Source organism: Microtetraspora fusca (genome assembly GCF_001570365.1).
In the GTDB taxonomy this organism is placed as follows: domain Bacteria; phylum Actinomycetota; class Actinomycetes; order Streptosporangiales; family Streptosporangiaceae; genus Microtetraspora; species Microtetraspora fusca.
The window spans coordinates 1-11,484 of the sequence record NZ_BBYK01000102.1; the positions used below are offsets into that span (position 1 = coordinate 1).

Genomic DNA, 11,484 nt, shown 5'->3' on the forward strand with positions numbered 1-11,484 from the left:
CTCCTCGTGGCCGCCGTGCTCGCCCGACGCCGGGACGGGCGCCGGTGCCGCCGATGGCGGTACCGACCCCGAACGTCGCGCCGAAGACCACCGCGAGCCGAGAGCGTAGGCTTCGAGCTTGGCGGGGGTGTTCATCATCGATCCACCACTTCGTATCCGGCCTCTTCGACCGCTGCCGTGATCGCGGCAGCGTCAAGGGGTCCGTCGCTGTCCACCGTCAGCAGGCCGGTGGCGAGGTCCACCTCGACGCCGGTGACGCCCGTGACCTCTCCGACCTCTTCCTTCACGGAGCTGACGCAGTGGCCGCAGGTCATGCCCTTGACGGTGTAGGTGGTGGTGGTCATAACGATCACTCCTGTCATCAGCGATAGGGGAAAGACTCTGGGTTCACGCGGTCGACCGGCGGAAGTCGCCGCACTGTTCGCGGGGGTTGTGGCGGGTCAGGAACGGACGAGGCGGGCGATGGCGTCGGAGGCTTCCTTGATCTTCGCCTCGGCTTCCGCACCGCCCTTCGCCGTGGCGTCGGCCACGCAGTGGGCCATGTGCTCGTCCAGGAGAGCGAGGGCGAAGGACTGCAGGGCCCGGCTGGCCGCCGACACCTGAGTGAGGATATCGATGCAGTACTTGTCCTCTTCGACCATCCGCTGCAGACCCCGGACCTGCCCCTCGATCCGGCGCAGCCGCCGGAGGTGCTCCTGCCTGGTGTCGCTGTATCCGGCCATCTCTCCCGCCCCTCTCGATTCGCGTTCGACGACTATAACACCATACCCCCCTACGGTATTCCCTCAGGATCGGCGCGTCGCCCGCACGTTTCCTCGGCATACGGCGCCGGCCCGGGGAGCCGAGATCCGCCCGCCGCGAAGCGGGCCCCCGCGCCACCGGAAGCACGCTCGCGGCGCGGAAACGGCGTGAGACACGGCCCACCGGGACGGGCGATCTCGCCGGCAGCCGATCTCCGCTTCACGGAGGCGGAAAAGTTTTACTCAAAGAGCGTCCAGATTCGTCAAAGGCACTGTCAAACAGGTGGCAACCTGGGGAAATGCACAACGGGAAAGTTCGCCTCACCGTCTGCGCAGCCCTTCTCTCCTTCGCCGCCGGCTTCGCCACGCCCGCGGTCGCGCAGGCCACTACGACACAGACTCCGGTCATCCAGACCGCGCAGAACGCCCCGGCCGTCTACGGCCGCGCCACATATCTGATGGACGCCACGACCGGCAAGGTTGAGCTCAGCAAGCGGGCCACTGAGCGCATGCCGGTGGCGAGCCTCACCAAGGTGATGACGGCGTACGTCGTCCTCAAGGAAGCCAAGCTGACCGACACGGTCACGATCACCTCCGCCGACGTCAGCCACGCCGACGACAACGGCGGCACCAGCGCCGACCTCCGCGCCGGTGAGCGGGTCGCGGTCAAGGACCTGCTGTACGGCCTCATGCTCCCGTCGGGCGCGGACGCGGCGCACGCCCTCGCCCGCACCTACGGCCCCGGCGTGGACGGCTTCATCGCCAAGATGAACGCCACCGCCAAGCAGCTCGGCATGAAGGACTCCCTGTACACCACCGTCGACGGCCTGCCGAAGGCCGGCGGCGACGGCTACTCCACCGCGCAGGACCAGGCGCGGCTCGCGGAGACGGCGCTCCGCAACAAGACCTTCACCGCCGTCACCTCCTCCCAGACCCACTACGTCCCCCGCACGGCGGACCACCGGTCCTACACCTGGACGAACACCAACAAGATGCTCGGCACCCCGGGTGCGCTCGGCGTGAAGACGGGCTTCACCCGTGCCGCGGGCTACTGCCTGACCTTCGCCGCCGACCGGGACGGACACCGCCTGATCGGCGTCATCCTCGGCGAGTCCGCCTCCAACCGGCGGTTCGACACGGCCGCGAACCTGATCAGCTGGGCCGTCAACGCATAACTCAAGGCGCTCGACAGGGCGTAACCGAGAAACGCGCGACAGAGGGTGTCGCCGGGAACCGGGTCGGCAGTCGCACGATCCCGCTCCCCGGCGGCGCCCTCCGTTCGTTCTCAGGGGAGGCGACGGAGGCCGCGACGCAGGAAGACGGCCCGGTCCAGGTAGTCCCGGGCCAGGACGGTACGTCCGGCGGAGCGGTGCAGCTCACCGAGCATCTGGGTGCTGGCGGCGGCGCCGCTCACGTCACCGAGCTGCTGGAAGATCGTCAACGAGCGTTCGAGCTGGGCGAAAGCGGGCCGCAGGTCGCCGCGCGCCGCCTGGAGGCCGCCGAGCCCCTGCATCGCGTAGGCCCCGCAGTGCCGGTCGCCGAGGCTCTCGAAGATGTCCAGCGCCCGCCCCTGGAAGCGCATCGCCATCTCGACGTCCGCGGCCAGGTCGTGCAGGCGTCCGACCTGCATGGAGACGCACCCCTCGCGGTGGGCGTCGCCCATCTCCCTGGCCAGGCGTAGCGCGCCGTCCAGCCACTCCGCCGCCCGCGTGAGGTCGCCGGACTTCAGCCAGACGCGCCCGATCGCCTGCCGGGCGTACGCCTCACCCTGCCGGTCGTCCAGCCCGAGGAACATCGCGAGGGCCTGCCGGAAGTGGCGGAGCGCGGTGACGTGGTCGTCCCGGAACTGGGTGACCGCGCCCAGCCCGCAGATGGAGATCGCCTCGCCTCTGGTGTCACCCACCTCCCGGAACATGGCCCGCGAGCGCCGGAACATCTCCCCCGACTCCCGGTAGCGGTCCTGGTAGAGGCACACCTGCGCGAGCCCGCGCAGCATGGCCGCCTCACCGTGCCGGTCCCCGGCCGCGCGGGCGGCGTCGAGGGCGGCGCTGTGGGTGCGCTGCCACATGTCGAGGTGGCAGCGGAGGTCGAGGAACGGTACGAGGGCCGCGGCGAGCCCCCAGGCGGACCCGGCCAGCCCGGCTCCGGCGGCCAGCTCCACCGCCCCCGCCAGGGCGTCCCGTTCCTGGTCGAACCAGGGAATCGGGTTCTCCGGAAGCCGTGCCAGCGTGCCGCCCACCGGGGTCCAGCGCGCCGCCGCGGAAGGGGTCACGCTGAAGACGGTGGTGGGCAGCCCCGCGGCGGCCCGCTCCGCCGCCACCAGCCAGGCGCCGACGACGCGGGCCAGGGCGCCGGGTTCCGGTTCCCGTTCCGCGCGTTCCCTGGCGTCGCAACGGACCAGATCGTGCAGCAGGTATCGAGGCTGGCCAAGCGTGTCGACGCCGACCTGCCGCAACAGGTTCTCGTTGACGAGGACGTCGGTCACGTCGTCGGCGCGATGCCGGTCGAGGACGGCGTCCACCACCCACGCGGGGAGGGGATGCGCGCCGAGCGTGCCCAGCGCGCGCATGGCCCGTGCGGCCTCGGCGGGCAGCAGGCGGTAGCTCCGGTCGAGGCTTTCCCGCACTTCCAGGTCACCCGCGCGCAACTCGCCGAGCCGGGTGGACTCGTCCTCGAGGCGCTGTTCGAGCAGGCGCAGCGACCATCCCGGCCGGGCCGCCAGCCGCGCCCCGGCGACCCTGACGGCCAGCGGCAGGTGCCCGCACGCCTGAGCGATGGCGGCGGCCGACTCCGGTTCGGCCTCGATCCGGTCGGCCCCGGCGATCCTGCCGAGCAGGTCCACCGCCTCGCGCGGCGGCAGCGCGTCCAGCTCCACCAGCGCCGCGCCGGGGATCTCGGTGATCCGCCGCCGGCTCGTCACGAGTACGGCCGAGCCGTTGCCGGGCAGCAGGTGCCCGACCTGTGCGCCGCCGGCGGCGCCGTCGAGCAGCACGAACATGGGACGCTCGGCGAGCAGCGACCGGTAGAGCGCCGCCCGCTCGTGCACGCCGTACGGCAGGGCGGCCTCGGCGACCCCGAGCGCACGCAGCGCCTCGGCGAGCAGGTCGGCGGGCTCCGCGGGCGTGCCGGGCACGCCGTCGAGGCGCAGGTAGAGCTGCCCGTGGGGGAACCGGTCCCGTACGGCATGCGCGCAGTGGACGGCGAGGGCCGACTTGCCCACGCCCGGTGGCCCCACGATGACGGCGATCACCGGAGGTCCGCTCGGCGGCCCCGACGGCGGCCCGGCCGGAGGCCCGGACGCGGACCCGGAGGTGAGCCCGGCCGGTGTCGGGGCCGCAGACCGGGGTGCCGACAGCACGTCCACAAGGGCGGCCACGGCCTCCGTACGCCCGGTGAAGTCCGGTACGTCCGGAGGGAGCTGGCGTGGGACGGGAACGGCGCGCCCCGGCACGGTGGGCGCCTCCTCCGCCTCAGCCCGTCCGACCAGGGTGCCCGTGTCTCCCGACGGCCGGGGCGCGCCTCCCGGCGGGGACGACGCGTGCGCGAGCGAGCCGGACACGCCTTCGGGCGCGTCCACGAGCCGCACACCGCCGGGCGGTGCGGACACATTCGCGGGCGGGAGGAGCACGCCCTCCGCCAGGGCGGTCGGGTCTCCCGACAGGATGGCGAGGTGGGCGCGGCGGAGCTCGGGGCCCGGTTCGACGCCGAGTTCGGCGACCAGCTGCCGACGGATGTCTCCGTAGCACCGCAGCGCCTCGGCTCGCCTGCCGCTCCAGTGCAGCGCGAGCATGAGCCGCTGCCAGAGGTCCTCACGGAAGGGATGCTCGGCGAGCACGCCGCGCAGCTCGGCGATGGCCGTCGGATACTCGCGCGCGGCCAGCCGCACCGCGACCAGTTCCTCGGCCGCGTCGAGGCGCGCTCCGGAGATCTCCTCGATGCGGCGGTCCCACAGCGGGCTGCCCGGCAGGTCGGCGAGAGGAGTGCCGCGCCACAGCGCGAGCGCGCGGCGCAGGTGGGAGCCCGCGCCCGCCGGATCCCGCCTGGCCCGCTCGACCAGCTCCTCGAAGATCAGGAGGTCGAGTTCGGGCGGCTCCACCTCGACGGCGTAGCCACCAGGTCGGGCCCGGAGACCGGCGCCGCTCGGGGCGAGCGCGGCGCGGAGCGCACTCGCGTACGTGCGCAGGTTCGCGACGGCCGACCGCGGGCGGGCCCTGGGCCACAACACCTCGACGAGGAGCTCGGTGCCGACCGTCCGGTTGGCGTCGAGCAGCAGCGTGGCGAGCAGCATCCGCGGTTTCGGACCGCCGATCCGGAGGGTCCGCCCCGCGAATCGGACGTCCAGCGAGCCGAGGACTCTGTACGTGGGCTGATCAACCGTCATGACCGCCTGCTCTTCTTACAGAGGCACTGCCACCATTTATCGCCCTATGTCAGGTCTTGGCCAGCCCTTTGTATGGATTTTGGATTCTCTCTGTGCGGTCCATCCGGACCCTTGGGTCCCAGCAGCACCTTTGGACAGGTTCCACAGTCAGTTCGCGGCTTCTGTCAGGAGCATCCGGCGGTCGCCCGCGAGGAAGGATCCGCATGAGACTCACATCCATCGTCAAGGCGGGGCTGGCGTTGCTGCTCGGCGTCACCGCGGGCGCTTCCACCGGCGTCGCCACCGCCTCCGCCGCCACCGCCACTGGCGTCGCCTCGGCGGCCATGGCGGAGCCCGCCTTCCAGCTTCCCTTCCCCTGCGGCCAGACCTGGACCGGCAACTCCAACGCGAGCAGCGCCCACCAGTCGTGGGAGATCGACTTCAACCGGGGCAGCACGCCCGACGCCGACCTGGGCGACACCGTGGTCGCCGCGGCGGCCGGCACGGTCGTGATCTCCGCGCACCAGGGATCGACGAACGGCTTCGGCAACCTGATCAAGATCGACCACGGCGGCGGCTGGTACACGTACTACGCCCACCTGCTCACCCGCTCCGTGAGCGTGGGCGCCACGGTCAGCCAGGGCCAGAAGATCGGCGAGGTCGGCAACACCAGCAAGCCGGGCAACAACATCGCGCCGCACCTGCACTACGAGGTGCGCGCCGGCACCGCGTCCTACCCGGCGAACATCCAGAAGGCCAAGTTCAACGGGGTCACCTTCGGCTACCCGACCCAGACCGTGACGTCCAAGAACTGCGGCGGGAGCAGCAACCCGTACACGCCCGAGCAGGTGTGCGGCGCCGGCTACAGCGTGATCGACTCGGCCGCCCTCGGCTCCGCCGGGACCGTCTATCTCCTCTACAACAGCTCCAACGGCTACAACTGCGTCACCACCCTCAAGCGCACCTCTCTCGGCACCGACACCGCCACCAGCGCCTATCTCGAAGTGCAGGGCAAGAGCCGCATCACCGACTCGGGCAACTTCGGCTACTACGCGGGCCCCGTACGCGCCTCGGCCGCTGGAACCTGCGTCAAATGGGGCGGTTCCGCGGGCGGCGTCAGCTACAACAGCCCCTTGGAGCACTGCGGGTGACCGTTTCCCCATGTGAGTGAACGACCGGAAAGTGGCAGGTACGGGATCACGTACTATCGACGGCGCGAGACCGGAGCCGCCGAGCCCGGTACCCCACTTCCGAGACCCTGCGGGGGGCCATGTTCCGCACGATGATGAAGTCCAAGATCCACCGGGCCACCGTCACCCAGGCCGACCTGCACTACGTGGGATCGGTGACGATCAGCGGTGACCTCATGGTCGCGGCGAACCTGGTGGAGGGCGAGAAGGTCGACATCGTCGACATCAACAACGGCAACCGCCTCTCGACGTACGTCATCGAGGGCCCGGCCGGCTCCGGCGTCATCGGGATCAACGGCGCGGCCGCCCGGCTGGTCGGCGTCGGCGACCTCGTGATCATCATCGCGTACGCGCTGGTGGCCGAGGCCGAGGTCGGCGCGCTGCGGCCGAGCGTGGTGTTCGTCGACGCGGACAACCGGGTGGTCGAGACCGGCCACGACCCGGCCGGAGTCCCCGACGGCGTGGGCCTCGTCCGCGGCGATCTCGCCGCCTCGGCCGGCTGAGCCCCCGCATCTCCACGCAACAGGGCCCGTTCCCCCTCCGGGAACGGGCCCTTCGGCGCTCCGCCGTACGGCGGTCCTACTTGATCGACCCGGCGGTCAGGCCGGACACGACCTTCCGCTCGATCAGCGCGAACAGGATGATGACCGGGACGGTCGCGATCACCGATCCGGCGAAGAGGTTCTGCCAGTCGACCTGGTACTGCCCGATGAAGGAGTTCAGCCGGACGGTCAGCGGCTGCTGCTCGGGCGAGGTGGTCAGGGTGAGGGCGACCACGAACTCGTTCCACGCCGCGATGAACGTGAAGATCAGCGCGGTGACGACGCCCGGCGCGGCCAGCGGGAGCGTGATCCGGAACAGCGCGCCGAAGCGGCCGGTGCCGTCGATGAACGCCGCCTCCTCCAGCTCGCGCGGGATCGAGCCGAAGTACGCGTTGAGGATCCACACCGCGAAGGCCAGGTTGAACCCGCCGTTGACCAGGATCAGCGACCAGATCGAGTCGACCAGCCCGAGCTGGGAGAACTCGCGGTAGATCCCGACCAGCATCGCGGTCGGCTGGAACATCTGGGTGACCAGTACCAGGATCAGGAACGCCGTCCGGCCGCGGAACCGGTGCCGGGCGGTGTAGTACGCCGCGGGCAGGGCCACCAGCAGCACCAGGATCGTCGATCCGGCCGCGACCTGCAGGGTGATCAGCAGGTTCCCGGACAGCCCGCCCGACCAGAAGTTGACGAAGTTCTCCCAGGCGAAGTCCGTCGGCAGGTAGGCCGGCTCGCGCAGCTCGGCCTGCGGCCGCAGCGCGGTAAGGATCATCACCAGGTACGGGAACAGGAAGATGAACGCGATCAGGTACGCGGCGGCGGCGACGAGCACCGTCCTGGTCCGCGGCAGCCGCCGGGCGGGACCGGCGCTCGCGGCGCGCGACGGCGCGGCGACCGGAGAGGTCTCGGTGGCGGTCATCACGACACCTCGTTCTTCCACTTGCTGACCTTGAGGAAGATCGCCACCAAGACGATCACCATGCCGAAGTTCACGACGGACATCGCGGCGGACTCACCGATGTCGGAGCCCTTGAGGATGAACATGAAGATCGTGGACGTGGCCGTCGAGTAGCCGGGCTGGCCGTGCGTCATCACCCAGATGATCGGGAAGTTGTTGAAGACGTTCATCACGTTGATGAGCGTCGCCACGGTCAGCGCGGGCCGCAGCAGCGGAAGCGTGATCGACCAGTACGTACGCAGCCGGGAGGCGCCGTCCGTCTTGGCCGCCTCGTAGACCTCCGCCGGGATCGTCGAGAGCCCCGCGAGCAGCGCGTACGTCGTGAACGGCAGCGAGACGAATACCGCGACGGCGATCAGCCAGGGCATGGCGGTGGCCGCCTGACCGAGCTGGTCGGCGTCGGCGCCGCCGAGGGCGTCGATCAGGCCGAGGTCGCGTCGCACCATGTTGAGGAGGCCGACCTCGGGGTCGAGCATCCACTTGAAGATGATCGCCGTCATCAGCACCGACGCCGCCCACGGCGCGATCATCGCCCAGCGGGCGAGGCGGCGGCCCGGGAAGCGCTGGTTGAAGAGCTGGGCGAGGGCGAGCGAGAGCAGGATCGTGATGGCGACGACGGCCACCACCCAGATCACGCTGCGCGCCATGACCCCGGGGAAGTCGGGCTCGTCGAACAGCTTGGCGTAGTTGGCCGTGCCGTTCGAGCCCTGGACCACGCCGAACCGGCTGATCTTCAGGAACGACGACTGGATCATCGCGACGACGGGCCACACGACCACGACGGCGATCAGCACGATGGCCGGGCCGGTCCACGCGAGGGGCGCCAGCGCGCGCGCCGCCCGCGTCAGAGGGGAGGTCTGCTGCATTACTCCTGCTTCCTGCGAAGAGGTACGGCCGCAGGGGCACGGCCCGCGCCGCGTCGGCGCGGGCCGTGCCACCTGGTCATCCGGCCGTGGCGACCTTCTGGATCGCCCCGAGGACCTTCGCGGGATCACCGGTGACGGCGCCGCCGATCGTCTGCTTGATCTGCGTGTTCACCTCGGACCACTTCGGGTCGGTGAAGGGGTAGAAGGTGGCGTTCGGCAGGGCGTCGAGGAACGGCTTGAGCTTCTCGTCGCCGGAGAGCTTCTCGATGCCCGACTTCGTCACCGGCAGCAGCTTGTAGGTGTCGCTGATCTTCTGCGCCGCGGACGAGGAGTAGAAGAAGTCGAAGAACTTCTTGATCTCCTCCTGGTGGCCGTTCTTGTTGAAGGCCATGATCCAGTCCTCGACGCCGAGGGTCGTCTCGAGCGGGCCGCTCTTGCCGGGGATCGCGGCGACGCCGTAGTTGGTCAGGCCGCCCTTCTCGAAGATCGGCATCGACATGGGGCCGCCGTTGACCATGCCGACCTTGCCGGCCGCGAAGTCCTCCCAGACCGTCTTGCGGTCCTTCGTGCCGGGGTTCGGCGTGGTCAGGCCGGCCGCGTGCAGTTCCTTGAGGAAGGTGAAGGTCTCGACGTTCTGCGGCGAGTCGATCGCCCACTGGCCGGAGGCGTCCTTGTAGCCGCCGCCGTTGCCCATGAACCACAGGAACGACTCGCCCTGGGCCTCTTCCTGGCCCAGCGGCAGACCGAACGGCTGGGAGACGCCCGCCTTCTTCAGCTTCTCCGCGTCGGCCTTCAGCTCGTCCCAGGTCTTCGGCGGCTCGCTGATGCCGGCCTTGGCGAAAAGGTCCTTGTTGTAGAACAGCGCGCGGGCGGAGGAGACGAACGGGATGCCGTACGCGGTGCCGTCCACCTTGCCGAACTCGGCGAACTTCTCCAGCAGGTCGGACTGGGTGTTCGGCGAGAGCACCTCGTCGACCTTGTACAGCAGGCCGTCCTTGACGAAGCCGGAGTAGTCGCCGGTCTGCAGGATGTCGGGCATCTGCCCGTTCTGCACCATGGTGGCGACCTGCGTGTCGATGTCGTTCCAGTTGATGACCTGGACCTCGACCTTGATGCCGGAGTTGGCCGCCTGGAACTCGTCGACGACGCCCTTCCAGAACTTCTCGCCGCTGTTGTCGGCGGTGGGGCCGTCGCCGTAGTCGGCGGCGACCAGCTTCAGCGTCACGGAGCCGCCCGCGGCCTTGTCAGCGCCACCGCCGTCGCCCCCGCCCGACTCGCCACCGCAGGCGGACAGGGCCAGCGCCGCGGCCACGCCGAGGGTGACCACCCCGGCGAACCTCTTGCTCATCACGAATACCACCTTGATCTGAGGATGACTGGTCTGTACCGGTTGAGACCCGAACAGCGGATAGGCCGCGTATGAGCGGCTTGGCTGCCAAGGGTAAACAGGCGACAAAGGGCCGGTCTATACCGGCAAATATCGGATTCGCAACGAAGGGGCATCGCCGATGCAGAGCCGGTCTATACCGGGCAGCCTCCAGCAAGGGGCGGCGGCGTACGACAAGCCTTTACGGCGACCCTTGACGGCCCCCCTCGTACCCCACCGATCCCCATGTTGCGCGATATTGCGCATATTAGCCCGATATTGCTCGGAAATGAGCTATTCGGGGCGAGAAAAGCACACGAATGATCACATGTCGCCATTTGTGGTTGAACCATCACGCCGGGTACAGGTCTGCCGCCAGCCGTGCGCCCGGGGCCACTCCGACGCCTGGGGGCCACCCCCACGCCCGGGGCCACTTCCACACCTGGAGGGAGCCACTTCCACACCCGCGGCCACTTCCACACCTCGAGCGAGCCACTTCCACCCAGGCCACTTTCAGGCTCGGAGCGGCTGAGATAGCTGGGGGCCGCCCCCAAGCCGTGTCGCCGAGCGACGACTTGGCCGTGGCCGGCTCGGCCCCCACGTCGGAGGCGAGCCTCGCCGCCCCCTCCGGGGGCGTTGACGCTCGCGGACGAGCCCCCTACCGGAGTGCGACCTCGCCGCCCACGAATGCCAACCAAACGAAATGGCGCCCAGCACCCACAACCAGAGACGCCAACCTCGACACGCCCCCTCCACCCACGAATACCGACCAAACGGAATCCCGCGCGACGCTCACAAATGGTACAAGAGCGACTACTTAGAGTTGAATATCGAACGTGTGAACGATATCCTCGCAGAGGGTCGACGATCAGAGTGGGAGCGGGGGTGTGAAGAGATGATGCTTTCGGGTGGCGTGCTGCTGTCGCACCGACCGGAGGACGCGCCTCCGCCCCGCTCATCCGCCGCGCCTTCCACGTCTTCGCGATGGCGGCGCGGGTCAAGGCGGCACACGCCGTTCATCGGATCCGATCGCTTCTCCGGCGACTCCTACGGCGCGGTTCTCCTCGACCGCGCCCGCAGCGCCGGTGACGGCGAAGGAGCCCCTGATCCCGCACCGAACGACACGACGCGCTCCGCCGGACGAGGTAGGCGACGCGGCGAGCCGGACGAGACGCTGTCCTGGGCGCGGCGGCTGCTCGGCCTCCCTGATGCGGCAGAAGACCACAAGCCTGACGGCGGTGGCCGGCTTTCGGGTCCTTTGCGATCGCCGATCGCGCCCGCTCCCGTAGCACCCACCCGCGAGAAGACGGCCGAGCCAGGCGAGGATGTTGGTCGCGGTGCCGAGCCGCAGCGCCTCGGGATCGACGATGGAGCTCTTTTCGGTCGGGAGGAGCTACGGCGGCCCGCGAACAACCGCGGAGATCTGTTGGCCTGGGACGGAATCTGGCAGGGCCGCCGTCCC

The 11,484-nt window shown here is 69.9% G+C and carries 10 protein-coding genes; 4 read left to right on the forward strand and 6 right to left on the reverse strand.

Annotated elements, in window-relative coordinates; all coding sequences use genetic code 11:
* Positions 1 to 134: 134 nt before the first annotated feature.
* Together AWQ68_RS40055 and AWQ68_RS40060 are read right to left on the reverse strand one after the other, a co-directional pair.
* Positions 135 to 344 (reverse strand): heavy-metal-associated domain-containing protein, encoded by a 210-nt coding sequence (locus AWQ68_RS40055; protein WP_066951907.1) that lies wholly within the window; start codon positions 342 to 344, stop codon positions 135 to 137.
* Between the two features lie 96 nt (positions 345 to 440).
* A complete protein-coding gene (locus tag AWQ68_RS40060) occupies positions 441 to 722 on the reverse strand; it encodes a metal-sensitive transcriptional regulator (RefSeq protein ID WP_066951910.1) in 282 nt (93 codons plus the stop codon).
* 317 nt (positions 723 to 1,039) lie between these two features.
* Between AWQ68_RS40060 and AWQ68_RS40065 the strand changes: the two genes are divergently transcribed.
* Complete coding sequence (locus AWQ68_RS40065; RefSeq protein WP_066951914.1) at positions 1,040 to 1,915, forward strand: D-alanyl-D-alanine carboxypeptidase family protein; 876 nt, start codon at positions 1,040 to 1,042, stop codon at positions 1,913 to 1,915.
* A 110-nt stretch (positions 1,916 to 2,025) separates the two neighbouring features.
* Here the strand turns inward: AWQ68_RS40065 and AWQ68_RS40070 are convergent, their stop codons facing one another.
* Positions 2,026 to 5,121, reverse strand: a complete 3,096-nt coding sequence (locus AWQ68_RS40070; RefSeq protein ID WP_066951920.1) for an AfsR/SARP family transcriptional regulator — start codon at positions 5,119 to 5,121, stop codon at positions 2,026 to 2,028.
* A 203-nt stretch (positions 5,122 to 5,324) separates the two neighbouring features.
* Between AWQ68_RS40070 and AWQ68_RS40075 the strand changes: the two genes are divergently transcribed.
* Both AWQ68_RS40075 and panD read left to right on the forward strand, forming a co-directional pair.
* The gene (locus AWQ68_RS40075) at positions 5,325 to 6,251 is read left to right on the forward strand and encodes a M23 family metallopeptidase (protein ID WP_066951924.1); all 927 of its coding nucleotides are present in this window, start codon (positions 5,325 to 5,327) and stop codon (positions 6,249 to 6,251) included.
* A gap of 119 nt (positions 6,252 to 6,370) precedes the next feature.
* Positions 6,371 to 6,793 (forward strand): aspartate 1-decarboxylase, encoded by a 423-nt coding sequence (gene panD, locus AWQ68_RS40080; RefSeq protein ID WP_066951936.1) that lies wholly within the window; start codon positions 6,371 to 6,373, stop codon positions 6,791 to 6,793.
* A 76-nt stretch (positions 6,794 to 6,869) separates the two neighbouring features.
* On the opposite strand, the gene AWQ68_RS40085 is transcribed toward panD, so the two are convergent.
* The 3 genes from AWQ68_RS40085 to AWQ68_RS40095 form a co-directional block, all read right to left on the reverse strand.
* Positions 6,870 to 7,751, reverse strand: coding sequence for a carbohydrate ABC transporter permease (locus tag AWQ68_RS40085; protein WP_084464948.1), 882 nt, complete (start codon positions 7,749 to 7,751; stop codon positions 6,870 to 6,872).
* Positions 7,751 to 8,656, reverse strand: coding sequence for a carbohydrate ABC transporter permease (locus tag AWQ68_RS40090; protein WP_066951963.1), 906 nt, complete (start codon positions 8,654 to 8,656; stop codon positions 7,751 to 7,753). The genes AWQ68_RS40085 and AWQ68_RS40090 overlap by 1 nt, the downstream gene beginning before the upstream one ends.
* Before the next feature lie 76 nt (positions 8,657 to 8,732).
* The gene (locus AWQ68_RS40095; protein WP_066951968.1) at positions 8,733 to 10,004 is read right to left on the reverse strand and encodes an extracellular solute-binding protein; all 1,272 of its coding nucleotides are present in this window, start codon (positions 10,002 to 10,004) and stop codon (positions 8,733 to 8,735) included.
* Positions 10,005 to 10,860: 856 nt separating this feature from the next.
* On the opposite strand from AWQ68_RS40095, the gene AWQ68_RS44565 reads away from it, so the two are divergent.
* Positions 10,861 to 11,484: hypothetical protein (locus AWQ68_RS44565; protein ID WP_218007259.1), on the forward strand; the 624-nt coding region annotated here is incomplete at its 3' end.